The organism is Flavobacterium rakeshii (assembly GCF_009741375.1).
Lineage (GTDB): Bacteria > Bacteroidota > Bacteroidia > Flavobacteriales > Flavobacteriaceae > Flavobacterium > Flavobacterium rakeshii.
In genome coordinates, this window is sequence record NZ_WOWP01000020.1 from 1 (window position 1) to 17,725 (window position 17,725).

Here is a 17,725-nt window from a genome sequence, read left to right on the forward strand (position 1 = left end):
ACACAAAAGAACGAAAAAGTCGGGCTTAGATGCCTTAGGCTAAAAATTATGGCTCTCGGCTAAACCATCCGAACTCGGCTATCGCCTCAAACAGCGGATGCTTTTTTACGCCTTGTTTATAATTTTCTTTACGCCACAGCACCTTAGGCCGTTTGATATTGTTAGAGATTTTTCGACTCCACTTCGTTACGCTCAAAATGACAGAGTGTGCTTGTCATCCTGACGAAGGAAGGATCTTTTTCCATTGCGAGCGAAATGCAATGGAGTGTAGAAATCTTAATAAAATAATGCTTGTTCTTTTGTCCTTGACACAAAAGAACCAAAAAGTCGGGCTTAGATACTTTAGGCTAAAAATTATGGCTCTCGGCTAAACCATCCGAACTCGGCTATCGCCTCAAACAGCGGATGCTTTTTACGCCTCGTTTATAATTTTCTTTACGCCACAGCACCTTAGGCCGTTTGCCACTGTGATGTGCTTACTCTTGTTGTAATGGAATAGTGTATACTTAGTACTGCCTACTAAAACTACCCTATAGTATTATTTGTAGGGTTAGCAGGGATTGCAGGCATACCGGACATACCCGGTTTTACTGCCGACTGTGCATTTGTACCCGATGTTTCTTTACGGTAAAACAAATAGCGTAATACTAAGGAGTAAAAAGCAAAAATGGACGCGGTTAGGGATCCTATTATAAACAGGAATTCGGTTTGTGACAGGGAGAAAAATTTAAACTGTTGCCCAAATCCGTGCAGGAGTATCACTAAGGCGATAAATGCTGCCCAGGCTGATGAAAAGATAAAGGCAAGTTTAGCATTCTTTTTCCTTAGGTTACGTTCTGACTTTTCGTTTTTCTGCTGAATTTTAAAACGCTTAAACTGCATTAACTCATTGTAGTTTTGCGGGTTTGTATTAGCGATTTTAATCAGGTTCTCCTGATTTTCAGCTTCTGCAGAGAGTGTGCTTGGGTTTGGAATATCCTGAACGTCTTTTGTTAAAGCTTCTCCTTTTAGCTTGTCAGCAATAGATACCTGGTCCTGTTGTTCCATTTATTAATCGTTTAGCTTGTGTTCGTAATAGTCTTTTATAACGCTGTTCTCAATGATAGCGTTATGGTTTCCGTCCCAAACCTGTGACCATGGGCTGCCTTCTTCGTGCGTTAGTGCAGATAGCTGCAGTCCCGAAAAATCTTTATAATTGTTCCATATTTTTTTAAGGAAGTCTTTATCGTCCTTACTCAGCTTGTTTTTAGTGTACAGCTTAAAAATATAGGGGTCAACGTTGTTCTTACCGAAAATTTTGATAGGGAAATACAAATCAGGAATTACAGAGCCGTATTTCCATGCCTGTATCTGATTATGGAATAAAGGTTTCCCGGTTATACCTAAATACCAACCATGAGCTATATAAGTAAGCTTTAATAGCTTCATGGGGTCAATTCCCTGACCCTCTTCTTTTGCCAGTTTTGTAAAAAACTCGGCTATGTCAAAGCAGTTATAAGTCATTACTTTATGATTAATGGTTATTTACAAAAATAATATAAAATATTGTATTTCACTAGGTGGAATTACGGGTCTTTTATAAGTGTGGGAAATACGTAGTGGGGTGTTGTTGTTTTATGCGTGACACAAAAGAACCAAAAAGTCGGGCTTAGATGCTTTAGGCTAATATAGATTTTTCGACTCCACTTCGTTGCGCTCAAAATGACAGAGCGTGATTGTCATCCTGATGAAGGAAGGATCTCTTTATTATACACGGCACGAGCGGGACGCTCGCGCCAGCTTGAGTAATATAGATTTTTCGACTCCACTTCGTTGCGCTCAAAATGACAGGGTGTGATTGTCATCCTGATGAAGGAAGGATCTCTTTTGAATGAAATTCTATAATCTATAATTCGTAGTAAATAAACATCCTTTCCCTCTCTGTAAGGTAACCATAATGTTGTTTAACTCAGCAGGTTTTACGGTCGCAGCCAGTTTTTGAAAGCTGGAAAGGGCGGATGTCCGTTTTGTATTTCAGTATCGCTGTAGGCAATTTCCATCCATTGGAGTAGGGGCAGACCTATGTAGTTTCCGGTTGAAAAGTTTTCTATATGCCAGTCAGAAGCGCCTTTGTAGCCATCGGGGTGAAAAACTTCACTTAGGGGTATATCTAAGTGTTGTGCTACTGCTGCCGACCATGCTATGGCGGCAATTTCATCGCCCATATTAGGCCAGTCTTCGGGCATTTTATCTGTGCCTATGTACTGCCTTAGTGCCGACTCTGTTACGGCAATATGTCCGGCTTCATGTAGTATGTCTCCGGGATATTTCAGTTTATCAAAGTCCACGTAAATTGCACAAGGCCCTAACTCGAGTCCCGGTAGGAATGTGGTAGCTGTTAGGGGGCCTTCAGCGACCTCTATCCCGATAGACTCGAGGAAAGACACTACTTGTGTTAGGCATGGTTTGTTTTTCACATTGCAAAAGTACAGGGGAAATTTCTGTTAGCACTAAGTAGTTTTACGGGTTTGGTAAGAACAGGTATTTTTACGGGTAAATAGCGAAAGATTTTTCTTAGTAATGATTGTTGTTTAAAATTACTATATTGTTACTTATGAAAACAATACGCCTTACTCTTGTAGCTTTAGCCCTATGTTATATTATGGCGGTGCTGGCTAAGTTTAATTATGGTTTCCTTCATTTTTTGGACGTTTACCAGCCAATGGCACTTATTTTTAATGTAGTTATACTGTATATCTTCAATAAAAAATATGGTAATTCCAGATTGGAATGGCTTTTTGGGTTTGTTGCTGTTTTATGTGTTTGTTTTACCATGTTTTATTCTTGGAATTATTGTGGGGAAAAAGGACACGTAAGGATACTTGATTTTTTAGATATTAAATTTTCTGACTCATTTTATGCTGCTACGCTAAAAGGTGGCTATTATTTATTTTGGACAATTTTTATACTGGAAGTTTTAGCTGTACTATTATTAGGTATTGTTACCCTCAGAAAATATTTTTTAAATAAGGATAATTAGAATGCTGTTTATCTGTGATGATTGCTAATTGTTAAAAATCATTATATTAGCTATATGACACTGGTACGTTTTACTATAGTAAGCTTTGTGTTATGCCTTGGCATGATGCTGTTTTTGCTGTTTAAAATTGGGCGTTTTCCGGTTTTAGACGGTTTATCGCTCGTTGTATTAGGTATTAATATAGCGTTGCAGCTGTGGCTTAACAAACGCTTGGGTAGAGTACCGTTCTCCTGGGGGTTTTATGGTATTAATATATTGTACCTGCTGTACTTTTTAACTACAACCCGCACGTTTTATGATCCGTTTAGAAGTTATACCCGTGTGTTCGAAATGCTGGGGCTGCAAAGTCCGCAGGAAATATGGTTTGTGTTTTTCTCCATGTCGTTTTATGCCTTTTTTACTTCGGCTTTACTGGAGCTTGTAATCGTCGCACTTTTTTTGGCAAAGTACAGGGAAATCAAAACTTCTTAAAACGTATATTAGCAACATGACTTTATTACGCTTTACCTTAGTTGCTTTTTTGCTATGCTTTATAGTTGTGCTTGTTAATAGTAACGAGTTTAAGTTTTTTCTTCCGTTTGATATTTTTGCACTTGCCTTAATGGCAGGGAGTGCTTTGCTGGAATATCTGTTTATAAGGAAAGGATTTAAAATACCTTTTAAAATAGGTTTTTACATAACAATAGTATTGTTTGTTATGTACTTTGTTTTCTCAGCAAATGTGTACCTTAAGCCATCCCGTGATTTTTTTTGTAATACACATGTAAGGATTTTAAGCAGGGAGAGTGAATGGAACGGGTTAATGGTTAAATATAATACTGCTTATATATACTTTTATATGTTGGCAATACTAATGCAAATAGTTACAGGTATTTATACTATTATTATTTACAGGAAGAAAGCTTTATGTACATAATATTTGGTTTCAAAAAGTGATTTTTGTACTCTAACTAAATCATGTAATTGTGTTAAACAATTAGTTTTCAATACACGGAAAGGCTTATTAACAATGGATGTTGAAATATTTTAATGTTAAATTTTATATCCAACTGTTAATCTAAAGTTAAATTTATATATCTTTATACCTAACTAACTAAAACAGAGTGCTATGAACTTTAGATCGCTTATTGAGGTGCTGTACGATATTGTTCGTTTTGAGATTAGAGAACATAGAAATATCAGATTATAGCCTTACAAACCACTTTCTTCAAAAAACTTACTATTGTTAATTTATGTGTCTGATTATTGTTTAATAACCAGACATATAGGTTAACTTTTTTTATCTCTGGGCCTATGGTTATTAACGATAATATAGATGCTAAGGTAGCTGCTTTTGTAGAGGGGCTTAATCGTGAGTACTTTGAACACGAAAAAGGAAAGGTTAGGCTTGTGCTTAGGGGTGATTATATTGATTTCAGGATGTATGGCTATGTATATGCCATTGACCCTAACGAGGAACAGGGGGTTAATACCAACCTGGAGAATACCTGTTATATTCCGCTGATAATTAATAAGGATAGCGGACAGGTATACCAGCTTACCGGTTACCGTGATTTTGATCATGAAAAAGATACTCTTGATTATACTTTTAACCAATTGCAGGAAAACAATCTTATTGAACGCTACGACGAGTTTTACCGCATTAGTAATTGTGAGTGATTTTTTATAGCTTTAACAGATGGATTTTTTACTGGAAATAGTTTTTGAAGTTATCATCGGATTTCTTTTGGTTTACCCCGGTGCTTTATTGCGTTGGCTGTTTTTTGGGCGTAAACAAAAATTTGATAACTATGTTCAAAAAGGTGATGTCTATAATTTTATAATCAGCTTTTGTTTAATAGCTGGTTTAGGATTTTTTTGTGCTACGATTTTTTAGAAAACAGAAATAAAATAAGGTTTATTTCATCAGTCGGCTTTCAGCCTCGTGTCTCCCTTCATTTCTCTTCGGTTCGAAATGACAGCGTGTTTGTCATTCCGATATGAAGCGCAGCGTAATGAGTAATCTTGGATTTATTCCATCAGTCGGCTTTCAGCCTCGTGTCTCCCTTCATTTCATTATGGTTTGAAATGACAGTAGGCTTGTCATTCCGATATGTAGCGCAGCGTAATGAGGAATCTTAAATTTGATTATTTAAAAAATTCCATTCAGGGTTAAATTGGGCGATTAATTTTTCTTTCTTTTCTCTCCTCCAGGCTTTAATTTCTTTTTCTCTTGTTATTGCTATATCAACATCATTATAATGCTCCCAGTAAATTAAATAGCAGCACTTGTATTTGCTGGTAAAAGATTTTGAATGTGCTTCAGGATTTTCATGATAATATAACCTCTCTTTTAGATTATTTGTAAAACCTACATAAAGCACGGTTTTATTTTTGTTTGTGAGAATGTAAATATAATAGTTATGTGTACCTAAAGTTTTATACATGGTAAGGAGTGTTATAAGGCAAACATAATAAAACAAAATAAGATTTCTCCCTCCGTTTCCCTTCGGTTCGAAATGACAGAGTGTTTGTCATTCCGATATGAAGCGCAGCATAATGAGGAATCTTGGATTTATTTCATCAGTCGGCTTTTAAGCCTTTTTCTCCCTTCATTTCATTACGGTTCGAAATGACAGCGTGTGTGTCATTCCGATATGGAGCGCAGTGTAATGAGGAATCTCATTATTCATTTTATTTGATTTCCGTTTGAAATAAAATATAAAAAGAAAAACAATATGTCAAAGAACGGGAGACCATATAGTCTAAAGTCTTCAAGTCGAAAGTCTTAAAGGGTGAAGTCTACTACTACTTATACCTTGTACTACCGGTTAATACCCTTTTTATGTTTTTAGAGTAATTAAATTCCGAATGGCTTTTGTCGTCGTTATGAGTGCGGAGCGACTGTTGTTCGGCAAGCTGACAGCGTTCTTCAAAGTATTCTCTAAAAAACGAGAGTACCTTTGGGATGGTGAGGCTTTCGTAAAATTCGCCATACGATCCGCTGATTATTTTTTTGAACAAAAAGGTAAGGTCACTAATTTTGAGAGTGTAGTAGGTTTCGTTAACCTCAATGGCACAAAGCTCAATTTGATCTTCGGTCATGGGTTTATTTAGGTTAAGTATATCGTTAAGGTACACCAGCCAACCCATTGTAAGGCCTATGGCAAAATCTTTACTCTTTTCGCGTTGCAGTGTCCCCAGTGTGGGGCGGGGGCATTTATGGCTTTGTCGATAGTGGTAAGCCTCCCGCCGTGGCGCATGCAGTTAACCGGACTGTAAACGCTGAGCAATTTTTCGTTTGAAGTCGTCGCTATACTTAACTTTCGACTTTGAGGCAGGTTTTTTCCCTGCATTGCCTTGTGGTTTTATTTCAAATAGTCCTTTCCAGCCTTTGCTTATGCTTTGGTGTAGTATGGCTATGGCGGTAGTTTGTTTACCTTGGGCAAGGTTGTTTAGCTGTACCAGCGCTGCTTGTTCGCTTTCGGCGCTTTGGTAGTTTTGACTGTGCTCGTTGTGACGGTAGTTTTTCCAGAGCTGCCACTGACGGGCAAACTCGGCCGAGGGGTAGGGCAGTACAACCGTTGGTTTTTCTCCCATACCCTCTTTTCCGTCAAAATCAGTTTTAATTTCAACTTCAATGTCAATATCATTGTCATTGTCATTGTCAATGTCAGTGTTTTGCAACACTTTTGCAGCGGTTTTGTTTAGGGGTATTGTATTTTCTTCTGCTATATTGTATCGTTTTTTAGCAGCTTTAGAACGTGTTTGTGATATGTTTTTTTCACGTTGTAAACGTCGGGAAGTAAAACTGTAACCTCCTCTAATATCCTCTATTGCACATATATTATTAATGGATAACTCATCAATAAGTTCGGCAGTTTTATCGGCTGTACATTTCCAGAGAATTTGCAAGCCTTTTGCAGAGGTTTTGTATACGGGTTCGTTACCCGAAAGGTGCATTTTAAAGATTATTTTAAGCCAGGCCATTTCGGCTTCCAGCGATAAAACATTGCAGTCACGTTCCCAGTCGCCCACATAGAGGGCTATATGCGGAAGGTTTTTTTTGCTCATTAAGCGCAAAAATTCATTTCAAATATTTTTTAGCAGATGCTTTGCAGGCGTTTTGCAGGTAATTTATACCCTTACAACATTATCAATAATCACGTTATTGTAAAGGCCTTTAGATCCGCTAATGTGAAATTCAAGGTCGGCCACATCGCCCGGCAGCATATCGTCCAGTAGTTCTATTTTAGTACCCAGTGCTGTAGGGTAAAACATTTTACCGTCTTCCTGTTCAAACTGAAGCTGTTTAAGGGCTGTACCTTTTTTGGTAGTTTTGGTATCGCCTACGGCTACTACTATTCCTCTTATTTTATATTGCATGGCTCGTTTTATTTAAGATTTAATAATTATACTATTTAAAGATTAAGGTTCCCAAAAGGGCAGGTGACATTTTTAAATTTTAATGTTCAATTTTTCAATCTTACGAAATTGAAATTAACCATTTAAGTATTAAAGGTTTCTCAAGTAAATGTTAATATTTTATTGATGTTGTTATTTAGTAATTTGTTGATTTGTACCAAATAAACACATAACATATTAACGCACGGCATTTATCATGCACAGTCGGTTTGCAACGTGGTTAAACTCCAGTGTATTTACCTGTTTTTGGGTAAGCTGACTGTACACTACGGCAGGGGCAAGATTTGCCAGGGCATGGAAAAAATCGGCAGCATTGTTATTGTCTTCCAGTTCGGTAAGGGAAATGGCATTGTCGCTGTTTTCGGTAAAAAGGGTTTCCAGCTGCTCCAGTATTTTACGGGTATATTCTTCCTGTTTGGTTTTCATGATTTTATGTTTAATGGTTGTTGTTATCTTACTATTGCTCTTATTTCCTGTGCTACAAGGTTGTTGTACTGTATACCGCTGTTTTTAGATATTTTACCTTCCAGCATTACGCTAACCTGTATTTCGTCGTTTTCTTTAAGACCGTGCAGGTCGTCCATTTTACGTCCGCGAAACTCCACAAAGGCTCTTTGGCGATGATCGGGCACTATGGTTACTACTTTTTTTTCGTGTCCGGCTGTGTTGCGGTACTCAATGTTTTCAATGTTTCCTGTAATTGTCATGGGATTTAGATTTAAAGATTAAAAGATTGAAGAATTAAAAAAGTGGATTTGGCTATTTGTTGATTTGTGTATTGGTGCGTTATATCAAATAATCGAATAACCAAATAATCAAATGGTAGAATTACCCCGCAACGGCATACTGCTCGCTTGCGGCTTTTTCAAATTTTAGTGAAGTTTCCAGCTGGTTTAGCAGGATAATTTTTTGGGAGTGGTATCCCTTTAACTGAGAAGTGAGTTGGGTTAAATCGGAAGTGCGCTGATCTTCCAGCTTAAAAACCGAATAGTAAGGCAGGTTTTGAATGGATTCTATTTCCTGTTCGCATTCGCTGATAAGGCGGTTAACCGATTCTAACTGGCAGATAAGGTTTTTCATGGCGTAAGGCGTTTTTTAAGTTAATTTTTTAAAGACTTAAAGAGGATAGATGACAGATAATAGATTTACGAGTTATTGTCTTTTGTCTTAGGTCTATTATCTACCATCTGTGTTATTCGGTAATACTAAACCTTTTGTCGTTATTAAAGTGTAGTATTGCACTTTGTTCGTTGCTACAGGGAGTGTATTTAGTGTAACGTACCGGGGCAGGGTTATACTGCTGTGTAGCCTGTTGTTGTGCCAGCTTAGTGTAAAGTTGCTTTAGGCGGGCGCTTACAAGGGCTTTTTGTTCCAGTATGTAAGTGTAATTTTCTACATCCTGCTGTGCTTCATAAGAACGTAAGTACTTATTGTATCCTTTTTTTATTTCGCTAAGTTCCACAATTTGATGTGTAATATTGTTGTTTATTTGCATATAATGTGTATCTTTGCTCAAATATCGGTACAAAATTAAGTGGAATATTCCACATTTCAAAATACGAAAGTGTAAAAAATCACTTTTTAACATCTAAAAGTTATTAACAGTTACGATAAAGTATTGAGTATGGACGCATTAGAGATTAAACAGAAGAGGGAGCACCTGGGATTAACCCAACGCGAGTTGGCCGACATGATAGGTGCAAGTCGCGAAACCATTATTAATTATGAGAAAGGAAGACCCATACCTAATTCTAAAATAGAGATACTAAACAAAGTGCTTAACAGCGATACGCCCTATACTACTATAGTAAGGAGTAGTGAGGTTGTAAAGCTCCCTGTTGATTTTGAAAATAAAAATGGGAATAAATTTATAGAGCTGCCTAACGGACAGTATTATATGCTGATGCCACTTGCCGACTTTAACGTACAGGCGGGGTTGCTTAGTAATTATCAGGATGCCGACTTCCTTATGGATTTGAGTCAGCACGGGATATTGGTTGACAAGCCGGTACAGGGACGTTATGTAGCCTTTAAGGTTAATGGCGATAGTATGGACGACGGCAGTAGCAACGCCATTAGCCGAAATAGTATTGTAAGTACGCGCGAACTGCAACGCCAGCACTGGGTAAATAAACTGCGTTATCGCGATTTTCCGTATTGGGTTATTTATACCACTCAAAGTAAAATGCCGCTTCTTAAAGAGATTATTGAACACAATACCGAAGAGGGGTATGTGGTTTGCCACTCCCTAAACGACAGCCCTGAGTTTACCGATTTTAAACTTCATGTAAACGATATACAGGCTTTGTTTTATGTTATAGATGTAAACAGGAGTGTTAGTAAAAAGGTGGTGTATTAATTTTAAGACTGAAGATAGGAAGGATCTCTTTCCATTTCGACCGTAACGAAGTGGAGTGGAGAAATCTCAATAAGATAATACTTGTCCTTTTGTCCATGACACAAAAGAACGAAAAAGTCGGGCTATTATGCTTTACGTTCAAAATGATAAAGGAGTGGGTTGTCATCCTGACGATAGGAAGGATCTCATTCCATTTCGACCGTAACGAAGTGGAGTGGAGAAATCTCAATAAATTAATTCTTGTCCTTTTTTTCCGTGACACAAAAGAACGAAAAAGTCGGGCTGTGATGCTTTAGGCTAAAAATTACAGAGGAGAGGGTTGTCATCCTGACGACAGGAAGGATCTCTTTTATTGTTTATATTATGAGCGATACTTCTTAGTAACATTTAGAGGATTAATTCATTTGAAATTAAAGTAACATGATTAAAAATATAGACTGTTTCCTTAAAAAAGAAATAACCGCGTTGTATAAGATTTTGGTACATGAGGATGGTTATAACGACGAACTTACCGATACTTATATAATAGAGTTTACTGATAATAGCTTTTTGCAGATTTTAATAGACGGAGATGTTGTTATCCGTAAAATGGAATCGGTTACTGATTATGTAGTTTTAGGGGAGTATGATGTAAAGCGGTCTAATTTTGAACTGGTTTCCTGTAACAGTGTTTTGAATAATAGAGTTATAAATACTCTTGAAACCTATGTTAATGGTAATAGCTATTTGTTTGGTATTCGGTTTTTGGATGCGCAAAAGCAGTATATTGCCGGTTTTACTCTTGGTTTTGATGAAATAAAACTGATTGATGAAGCTGAGTTTGAAACAATGTTAGCTGCCTATACTAATACTGAAGCCGGAGTAAAAAAACAGATAATAAAATAATTCTTGTCCTTTTGTCCGTGACACAAAAGAACGAAAAAGTCGGGCTTTGATGCTTTTGGCTCAAAATGACAGAGGAGTGGGTTGTCATCCTGACGAAGGAAGGATCTCTTTTATTGTTTATGGTATGAGCAGGACGCTCGCAGCAGCTTGAGGGGATTAGAGATTTTTTACTCCACTTCGTTACGCTCAAAATGACAAAGGATTGGGTTGTCATCCTGACGATAGGAAGGATCTCATTCAAAATAATTTATACTCCCCGAAAACAGTTATTGTTTACTATCATTGTATATGGTATAGGGTAGTGGTATAAAGCAGTGTAGTTTTGTGTACCTAAACACTGACTGTTATGATATCACATACGCTTTTTATTTCGCCACAAATCAATGCTTCTCAGGAAGATTATAATGCTGTAAGAAGCTTAACGGATGTGTATGAGGATTTGTTTAACAGCTATAGTGCTCACGATGTTTTTATGCTTAGCGGAATTTCTGAACCCGATGATACCGAACATCAAAAAGCTATAGCAGATGCCGTAAACCATATTTTTGAAAATTTACCCAATAACTGGCTGGCTTATTACAATGATGTTCGTTTTCCGGGAGGGGAGTGTGATGCCAGGATATCATTGCCTTCACAAAACGCAGGCGGACTTTACTACAAATTATGTGGTTGGTTTATTGCTCATAACGGTCCCGAATATAACCGGTTGTTTGTTGATTTTAATATAACCAACTTTGTTACCGAACCAAACGGAAACATTATGGTTCATTTTTATGCTCCCGAAATGAAAAACAATTTCCCTGATCTCTTCGGTGATCTTATTAAAACCCAACTCCTTGATTATGGTGAGTTTTTGGCTGTAGCCGATAATGGTATGTCAAAACGTTTTACGTTTAAAAAAGGGAAGTTAAGCTGTTATCCTGACGATAGTAAGAATTTCTTTCCATTTTGAGCGCAACGAAGTGGAGCGTGGCAATCTCAATAAATTGATACTTGTCCTTTTGTCCGTGACACAAAAGAACGAAAAAGTCGGGCTTGGATGCTTTAGGCTAAAAATGACAGAGGAGAGGGTTGTCATCCTGACGAAGGAAGGATCTCTATCTTTAAGGTTTACATCACGAGCGGGACGCTCGCGCTAGCTTGAGGATTGCTTAGTATTAAGTAATCTTATATATTTACACTTGTATGAAGACTACTGTATTTTTATTCCTTGTTTTAATTTATTCCTGCTCAGTAGTTCATTCTGATGTGGCAAATAAATCGATAGACGGTAAATATGACGCTGCTTTGACCTACCTTGAAAAGCATATGCAGGATAAACCTTTTCAAGTTGCTGATACTTTGGTTTATATATCCCAAACAGCATGGTTTAATATTAACCGTAAGCCTGATTCTATTAATGATATTGATTATATTGCCCATTTAGAAAGTCTTGATAATCTATACAATTTTAAAAATGAATATCATAGCTTTAAGAAAAGCAACAGTTTGGCTAAATTCAATGTGTATTTTTCAAAGCCTATAGATAATTACCTTGATGCCGAAGTGGTAAACAATAGAGGGAGAGCTAATGATTCGCATAGTTCCCTTACGATGTTCAATACTACAACCGTTTACCGTTTTACTTTTAATAACCGTAATGAGGTAATAAGTGTAAAAACGCAGAAGTTGATATATAATTAATATTTGTCATCCTGACGGTAGGAAGGATCTCGTTCAAAATTCATCATTTAAAATAGTAATTTTTCACATAATCAGAGTATGTGGCTATCGCCTGACAAATCTTACTAATTTCATGTAGAATTTTATAACTGTGCTTGGCAGCATTATAATTTATTTTGCCGTTCATTCAACCAATAGATAGTTATAATAGTATTTGCCATGAGTTTTGATTACGGTGAGTTTGAAAAAGAGCTGGAAAGCGCATGCCTTGTTGCCTATAAAAACTTTTTGAAAGAGTTTAATGCCGACAGTACCTACATTTCTGCCGGTGGGGGCAAACTCGAAGCCTTTATACAGGGGCTGCAAAAGGAGTTTGATAAAACTACTACCTTTTATTTACAAAAACACAATGTGGAAACTGATCCCGAAGCACGCCGGCGCGCACTGGCTGTTGCTAAACAAAGTGCCAAAAAGTGTATTGAAGAGTTTAGCCGAATACAGTAGGTTGTTTTGTTAGAATACACCTGCATTATTAATTTGAAGCCCCGCCATTTGTGTGGGGCTTTCTTTTTTTAAACAGTAAACTTTCGCAGGAAATACTTACTTTAGCGCAACTTAATATTTAAAAATGAAACATACTTTTAAAGCACCGTGGTTCAATATAATTAGGCCTATATTATATGTAATTATATGCCTGGTGTTTTTATACCTGCTTATAAACGGTAATATTAATCAAAAGGCTTATATAGCTGTAGGTGTACTTTTGGTTTACCTTATTATACACAAAGAATACACTTTTGCAGAGATAGATACTATTGCTAAAACCTTTACTGTGCGTTACCGTATTTTTTTCTTTTTAATCCCTGTACAGAAAAAAGTAAACTACACGAAGGCAGACTGGGAGACATTAAGTAACACTTCGTTTGAACTTACCGAAGGTAAAACAACTGTGGCGCTTGCCGGAAAAAATATTGGTAAAGATAATCTTAATAAGATAGCCGATGTACTTATAGCATCGGTTAACCAAGGGTATGATGATGTACCTGTTATGTGCCCTGTTTGCGGAAGTAGTGAAGTAACGGGGTTGTTAGAAAAACCGGTTCCGTTTTTTACCCGTGAGGCCGAATGCCAGTGCTGCTTGTTTACCAGTGATGTAGATCTTGAAGATGACGGCGACCCTGATTTTATTGTGTTTTTGAGGGAAGACTGGATTAAGGACAACTGCAAAAACGTAATGTTATCTGATGATAAAAAGTCGGACTGGAGTGTGGAGAAAGCTATTTCTCAGCTAAATAACCTAAAGCAGTTAAATCCTGCAAAATGGCCTGATGATGTTGCCCGAATCAATCCAAACTGGACGCCTAATTTTAATGAACAGGAGGTAAGGGAGCATTTTAAAAATGAGGAGTAAAATTCTTATATTTATCGGCTAAACAAACACTTATGACAAAACCTTTACTAACCCTGCTGTTGCTTTTAACCCTTGGGTTCACAGGGCATGCACAACAAAAAATTACTGTAGCTTACATAGAGCAACACTACGGCGGATGGTACTTTCTACATCCTGAAACCGAGGTTGAGCCACAATGCCGTGAGCTGGAAGACAGCAATTACTGTATAAACAGGCAGATAAAAGAATTTACCGGTATGATTGAGCAACAGGTTGCCGCCATGCCCCATGATAAGTTGGCCAACTGGAAACAAACCTGTGATGATAAGGTGGAGCAGTTTATAGCCTCGGTGTCAGATTCTCCAGCAAAAGCCCTTATGAAAAAAGCTTATACCCGCGATGTGTATAAAGAGTTTTTACTCTCACTGCTTGGGAAAATAAAATAGTTTAGGCTGAGGGTTTCAGTTTTGCTTTTGTAAAATGGTATTCTATATTTGGAAAAACAATAAACAACCATGAAATTACTTAAAACATTATTTTTTGCCTTAGTCCTTTTTATGTCGGCTAATGCTTTTGCTCAGCAAAAAAAGATTCAGACAACAGTTATTAAAACCGCTATTTACTGTGATCATTGTAAACAATGCGAGTCGTGCGGAGACAGGCTTAACCTTGGGCTGCTAAAAACAAAAGGTGTACAAATGGTTCAGCTTGACGAAAAGGCTATGACAATTAGTGTTACCTATAATACTAAGAAGACTGATTTAGCCACCATAAAAACAGCAATTAGTAAGCTAGGGTATGATGCAGATGATATTAAAGCCGATCCGGTAGCTTATGAAGACCTCGACGGATGTTGTAAAAAATAACATTATATGAAGCATGGAATTATCCATGCTTTTTATTTTAAGTAAAATTGTATTTTTGAGATTACCTATGAAAAAGCTTTTTGAATCTTTTAATGTATTAAGTACAGATCAGTTAGATAAACTGGACGATTTAATTTATACTAAAAATTTAAAAAAAGGAGAGTACCTTATTGAGCAGGGTATGCTTTGTGACGAAATAGCTTTTATAGATGAAGGTATTCTTCGCTCGTTTTATATAAACGATGCGGGCGATGATATTACTAACTGTATTGCTTTTAGTGGTGAATTAATGGCTGCCTATTCCAGTTTTATAACATCGTTTCCGGCAGAAGACAGTATACAGGCACTGGTTACTACCCGTTTAACAATAATAAAAAAAGAAAATCTTGAGGCCTTGTATGCTCAAAGTGAACAATGGCAGCAGGTAGGTAGAATGCTTGCCGAGATGCAGTATGTAGAATTAGAAAAACGTATTGCTTCGTTTCAAAAAGAGACAGGAGTACAAAGATATGAGACTATGTTAAGGAGTTATCCTAATTACATAAAACACATACCTTTGCGATACCTGGCTACTTTTTTAGGAGTTACCCCAAGGCATTTAAGCCGTATAAGAGCCAGTTATAAAGCCTTAGATTTCAGTCTCTAAATTGGTTATAAGGCTAAACCTGTTTATTTTCTGACTTTGTAAAATGTCTATAATGTTTTTTACATATGGATATTTTTCGTTTCCGTCTCCTTTTATAGCAACTGGTAAATCTTTATTGTGTAATTCTTTGGCCGAAGTTCTGGCTTCAAAAATCCAGTGATAAAATTCAGAAGGTTTATTACCTATAGAATCAAGTGGAATACCTACAACCGGATATTTTTCCTGCTGCACAGCCGGCAGTGATAAGTAGCCCGACAGTTGATTGAGCGGTAGACCATAGGTATCGGTATTAATAAACTCGTTTTTTTCGGCATCTGTAAAACTAATACCATATCGTTTTGCCATTTTTTCGAGCGTTAACTTTCTTACACTTTTTTCACGTATGCTTAATGTTGTTTTTTCTTCACCTATAGTAATAACAATAGCGTCATCGGCGAGTGTGGGCTGTTCGGTAGAAAGCGGAAGTTCTACAGGTAATAAATCAATATCTTTTGGTTTTGCAGTAAGTATTAGGAAGGTAAGAAGTAAAAAAGCTACATCTACCATAGCAGTCATGTCTAAAATTTGTTTTCTTTTTTTAATTTTTACTCGGGGCATAATAATTTACTTTAGCTTTTTACCTAGGTTATATACTTTATTAATCCAGTTTTCAATTTGTTTTTCACTGGCAGTTTTTACTATACCTATATAAGTATGCTTAACAGGGTTTATACCGCAAAACTGTAACACTGATTTTTTTAACTGATTAATGCTTGGTCTGCCAAAAAACAACCTGTAGTACCACCCCGGCTGATCGAGCGTAGTTATAATATGAGCCGATCGTCCTTTTAAGAGCTTATTCCAAAAAACCGAATTTTCTTTATAACTAAAAACCATACCCGGTAAAAACAGTCGGTCAATAAAACCTTTAGTAATAGCAGGCAGCCCTCCCCACCATACAGGGTGTACCCAAACTATATGGTTAGACCACTGTATTTTTTGCCAGGCATCAAGGAGATCGGGTTCAAGTTCCATGCGCTTTTTATAGCCATATTGAAGGTTTGGGTTAAAGTCTAAATCGTTTATAACAATTTCCTGTACCTCACAACCGGCAGCTGTAGCCCCTTTGTTATATGCTTCACACAAAGAATGGTTGAGACTGTCTTTATTGGGATGTCCGTTAATAATAAGTATCTTTTTCATACATTAAAGTTTAAAGTTGTAGCAAAAGTAAATTTGATGCAGGGGGTAAATTGAGGACAAATGTCTATTAATACAACTAGCATATACTAATATATAATAGCATGAATAATTTTAGTTAAATTATTATTTTTGAGAAAACCTTACCTATGAGAATAACTTCCGTATTAGTTTTTTTAATTTTATTATTATCCTGTAACGAAAGTGTTGAGCCTAATAATGGTATTGTTTATGAAAAAACAGAAGTATCTGTCAAGCCTAAACTATCGCTTTTAGATGAAGATATAAATGTGCAGGATATTAAACGGCAGGTGGGGCGTAATGTAACGACTTCATTTCTGGGTAAAAAAAGTGTGAGTATTTATCCTGACAGAGGGAAAAATAATTACTACGGAGCGTATTATTTTACGTCAGATAATGAAACGGATAGAGATGTTATAGGTTCATTGGTGGTGTATGACTCTGTTAACCCTTATGTTTATGATAAGTTAACCGATGAGTTTGTAGAGGTTTGCCTTTTTGAAAAAGGAATTTCACTATATAATAATAAGGTGAGTGTGGGTATGCCTGTAAAAAATGTTATTGAACTTATGGGGGATAACTACACAAAACTTGGTGATTCGTTACTATGCTATAATCAAACCGATAAAAAAGCGTTTTTTAAAATTAAAGACAGTTTGGTTGCTTCAGTAAGAATAGGTGTTTACCGTGAGGGTATAGCTATCGATTCTGTAATAAATAAAAAGCAGGTGTATTAGCCTTATTAATATGTAATGTATGAAAACTATTTCTGTACTAAGTTTACTATTATTGCTGGTTTCCTGTAAAAAGGATAATGAAATGCATCTTTTACGTATGGATGAAGACTGGTTTGAACTACTAAGTAGGTTATTTATCGATAAACCAAGCGTACTTAACCATTTTAAATCAGGTTTTTTAGGTTTTGAAAATATATATCTGGCAGTGCGTTACTACGATGAGCATTCTAATTAAGTAATCATTACACTATATATAATAGAGTAGGGCGTATCATTATTATATATAGTATAGCTGTTTTGGAGCTGTTCTCTATTGTCTCAAGTCTTTCTTAAAAAAAAACTTTTGTTTTCAAAACACACCTGTTCAGTTAGTTATAAAATAAGGTTAAAAAAACATTAAAAAAATAGCATTAAAAGTTTGCGAAAGCAGAAAAGATGGCTAATTTTGCACCCGCAATAACGGCAAGGTTCTTTGGTAGTGTAAATGTTCTGAAACCCTTTTAAATAAAGGGAGTTGCTTTAAAAAGGCTTTGAAAAAAGTTTAGAAAATATTTGCA

Annotated in this window: 29 protein-coding genes; 16 read left to right on the forward strand and 13 right to left on the reverse strand. The window is 36.5% G+C overall.

Annotation, left to right across the window (positions count from 1 at the left end):
• Positions 1-525: 525 nt before the first annotated feature.
• From GN157_RS06465 to GN157_RS06475, 3 genes are all read right to left on the reverse strand, one after another.
• Complete coding sequence (locus GN157_RS06465; RefSeq protein ID WP_157482289.1) at positions 526-1,047, reverse strand: hypothetical protein; 522 nt, start codon at positions 1,045-1,047, stop codon at positions 526-528.
• A 3-nt stretch (positions 1,048-1,050) separates the two neighbouring features.
• Positions 1,051-1,503, reverse strand: coding sequence for a Panacea domain-containing protein (locus tag GN157_RS06470; protein ID WP_157482291.1), 453 nt, complete (start codon positions 1,501-1,503; stop codon positions 1,051-1,053).
• Between the two features lie 455 nt (positions 1,504-1,958).
• The gene (locus GN157_RS06475) at positions 1,959-2,426 is read right to left on the reverse strand and encodes a hypothetical protein (protein WP_317163510.1); all 468 of its coding nucleotides are present in this window, start codon (positions 2,424-2,426) and stop codon (positions 1,959-1,961) included.
• Between the two features lie 167 nt (positions 2,427-2,593).
• On the opposite strand from GN157_RS06475, the gene GN157_RS06480 reads away from it, so the two are divergent.
• The 5 genes from GN157_RS06480 (at position 2,594) to GN157_RS06500 (ending at position 4,895) form a co-directional block, all read left to right on the forward strand.
• Positions 2,594-3,019, forward strand: coding sequence for a hypothetical protein (locus GN157_RS06480; protein ID WP_157482295.1), 426 nt, complete (start codon positions 2,594-2,596; stop codon positions 3,017-3,019).
• Positions 3,020-3,073: 54 nt separating this feature from the next.
• Entirely contained in the window at positions 3,074-3,490 is a 417-nt protein-coding gene (locus GN157_RS06485; protein ID WP_157482296.1) for a hypothetical protein, read from the forward strand.
• A 16-nt stretch (positions 3,491-3,506) separates the two neighbouring features.
• Complete coding sequence (locus tag GN157_RS06490; protein WP_157482298.1) at positions 3,507-3,935, forward strand: hypothetical protein; 429 nt, start codon at positions 3,507-3,509, stop codon at positions 3,933-3,935.
• A gap of 377 nt (positions 3,936-4,312) precedes the next feature.
• Positions 4,313-4,678, forward strand: coding sequence for a hypothetical protein (locus GN157_RS06495; RefSeq protein WP_157482300.1), 366 nt, complete (start codon positions 4,313-4,315; stop codon positions 4,676-4,678).
• A gap of 19 nt (positions 4,679-4,697) precedes the next feature.
• A complete protein-coding gene (locus GN157_RS06500; RefSeq protein WP_157482301.1) occupies positions 4,698-4,895 on the forward strand; it encodes a hypothetical protein in 198 nt (65 codons plus the stop codon).
• Positions 4,896-5,136: 241 nt separating this feature from the next.
• Here GN157_RS06500 and GN157_RS06505 read toward each other — a convergent pair whose 3' ends face one another.
• From GN157_RS06505 to GN157_RS06540, 8 genes are all read right to left on the reverse strand, one after another.
• Positions 5,137-5,445, reverse strand: a complete 309-nt coding sequence (locus tag GN157_RS06505) for a GIY-YIG nuclease family protein (protein ID WP_157482303.1) — start codon at positions 5,443-5,445, stop codon at positions 5,137-5,139.
• A gap of 361 nt (positions 5,446-5,806) precedes the next feature.
• A complete protein-coding gene (locus GN157_RS06510; protein WP_157482305.1) occupies positions 5,807-6,103 on the reverse strand; it encodes a hypothetical protein in 297 nt (98 codons plus the stop codon).
• A gap of 162 nt (positions 6,104-6,265) precedes the next feature.
• Positions 6,266-7,072: a hypothetical protein gene (locus GN157_RS06515; protein WP_157482307.1), complete on the reverse strand. Its 807-nt coding sequence runs from the start codon at positions 7,070-7,072 to the stop codon at positions 6,266-6,268.
• A gap of 63 nt (positions 7,073-7,135) precedes the next feature.
• The gene (locus GN157_RS06520) at positions 7,136-7,384 is read right to left on the reverse strand and encodes a hypothetical protein (RefSeq protein ID WP_157482308.1); all 249 of its coding nucleotides are present in this window, start codon (positions 7,382-7,384) and stop codon (positions 7,136-7,138) included.
• Positions 7,385-7,600: 216 nt separating this feature from the next.
• Positions 7,601-7,849, reverse strand: coding sequence for a hypothetical protein (locus GN157_RS06525; protein WP_157482310.1), 249 nt, complete (start codon positions 7,847-7,849; stop codon positions 7,601-7,603).
• A 23-nt stretch (positions 7,850-7,872) separates the two neighbouring features.
• Entirely contained in the window at positions 7,873-8,130 is a 258-nt protein-coding gene (locus GN157_RS06530) for a hypothetical protein (protein WP_035136237.1), read from the reverse strand.
• A 121-nt stretch (positions 8,131-8,251) separates the two neighbouring features.
• Positions 8,252-8,503, reverse strand: a complete 252-nt coding sequence (locus GN157_RS06535) for a hypothetical protein (RefSeq protein ID WP_157482312.1) — start codon at positions 8,501-8,503, stop codon at positions 8,252-8,254.
• A gap of 112 nt (positions 8,504-8,615) precedes the next feature.
• Complete coding sequence (locus GN157_RS06540) at positions 8,616-8,918, reverse strand: hypothetical protein (protein ID WP_157482313.1); 303 nt, start codon at positions 8,916-8,918, stop codon at positions 8,616-8,618.
• 129 nt (positions 8,919-9,047) lie between these two features.
• On the opposite strand from GN157_RS06540, the gene GN157_RS06545 reads away from it, so the two are divergent.
• From GN157_RS06545 to GN157_RS06585, 9 genes are all read left to right on the forward strand, one after another.
• Positions 9,048-9,782 (forward strand): helix-turn-helix transcriptional regulator, encoded by a 735-nt coding sequence (locus GN157_RS06545; RefSeq protein WP_157482316.1) that lies wholly within the window; start codon positions 9,048-9,050, stop codon positions 9,780-9,782.
• Positions 9,783-10,202: 420 nt separating this feature from the next.
• Complete coding sequence (locus GN157_RS06550) at positions 10,203-10,667, forward strand: hypothetical protein (RefSeq protein WP_157482318.1); 465 nt, start codon at positions 10,203-10,205, stop codon at positions 10,665-10,667.
• Positions 10,668-11,013: 346 nt separating this feature from the next.
• Positions 11,014-11,619, forward strand: a complete 606-nt coding sequence (locus GN157_RS06555; protein ID WP_157482320.1) for a hypothetical protein — start codon at positions 11,014-11,016, stop codon at positions 11,617-11,619.
• Between the two features lie 233 nt (positions 11,620-11,852).
• Complete coding sequence (locus GN157_RS06560) at positions 11,853-12,350, forward strand: hypothetical protein (protein WP_157482322.1); 498 nt, start codon at positions 11,853-11,855, stop codon at positions 12,348-12,350.
• Positions 12,351-12,548: 198 nt separating this feature from the next.
• Positions 12,549-12,833: a hypothetical protein gene (locus GN157_RS06565; protein WP_157482323.1), complete on the forward strand. Its 285-nt coding sequence runs from the start codon at positions 12,549-12,551 to the stop codon at positions 12,831-12,833.
• Positions 12,834-12,957: 124 nt separating this feature from the next.
• Positions 12,958-13,740: a hypothetical protein gene (locus GN157_RS06570; protein ID WP_157482325.1), complete on the forward strand. Its 783-nt coding sequence runs from the start codon at positions 12,958-12,960 to the stop codon at positions 13,738-13,740.
• A 32-nt stretch (positions 13,741-13,772) separates the two neighbouring features.
• Positions 13,773-14,165 carry a hypothetical protein gene (locus GN157_RS06575; protein ID WP_157482327.1) on the forward strand — a complete coding sequence of 131 codons (393 nt, stop codon included), beginning with the start codon at positions 13,773-13,775 and terminating at the stop codon, positions 14,163-14,165.
• A gap of 69 nt (positions 14,166-14,234) precedes the next feature.
• Positions 14,235-14,585: a heavy-metal-associated domain-containing protein gene (locus tag GN157_RS06580; RefSeq protein WP_157482329.1), complete on the forward strand. Its 351-nt coding sequence runs from the start codon at positions 14,235-14,237 to the stop codon at positions 14,583-14,585.
• Positions 14,586-14,652: 67 nt separating this feature from the next.
• Positions 14,653-15,231 carry a Crp/Fnr family transcriptional regulator gene (locus tag GN157_RS06585; RefSeq protein ID WP_157482331.1) on the forward strand — a complete coding sequence of 193 codons (579 nt, stop codon included), beginning with the start codon at positions 14,653-14,655 and terminating at the stop codon, positions 15,229-15,231.
• On the opposite strand, the gene GN157_RS06590 is transcribed toward GN157_RS06585, so the two are convergent.
• Both GN157_RS06590 and GN157_RS06595 read right to left on the reverse strand, forming a co-directional pair.
• Positions 15,214-15,828, reverse strand: coding sequence for a biopolymer transporter ExbD (locus GN157_RS06590; protein ID WP_157482333.1), 615 nt, complete (start codon positions 15,826-15,828; stop codon positions 15,214-15,216). The two genes, GN157_RS06585 and GN157_RS06590, sit on opposite strands and share 18 nt — an antisense overlap.
• Before the next feature lie 6 nt (positions 15,829-15,834).
• The gene (locus tag GN157_RS06595; RefSeq protein ID WP_157482335.1) at positions 15,835-16,413 is read right to left on the reverse strand and encodes an NAD(P)H-dependent oxidoreductase; all 579 of its coding nucleotides are present in this window, start codon (positions 16,411-16,413) and stop codon (positions 15,835-15,837) included.
• Positions 16,414-16,559: 146 nt separating this feature from the next.
• Between GN157_RS06595 and GN157_RS06600 the strand changes: the two genes are divergently transcribed.
• Entirely contained in the window at positions 16,560-17,168 is a 609-nt protein-coding gene (locus GN157_RS06600; protein ID WP_157482336.1) for a hypothetical protein, read from the forward strand.
• Positions 17,169-17,187: 19 nt separating this feature from the next.
• Positions 17,188-17,403: a hypothetical protein gene (locus tag GN157_RS06605; RefSeq protein WP_157482338.1), complete on the forward strand. Its 216-nt coding sequence runs from the start codon at positions 17,188-17,190 to the stop codon at positions 17,401-17,403.
• Positions 17,404-17,725: the final 322 nt, after the last annotated feature.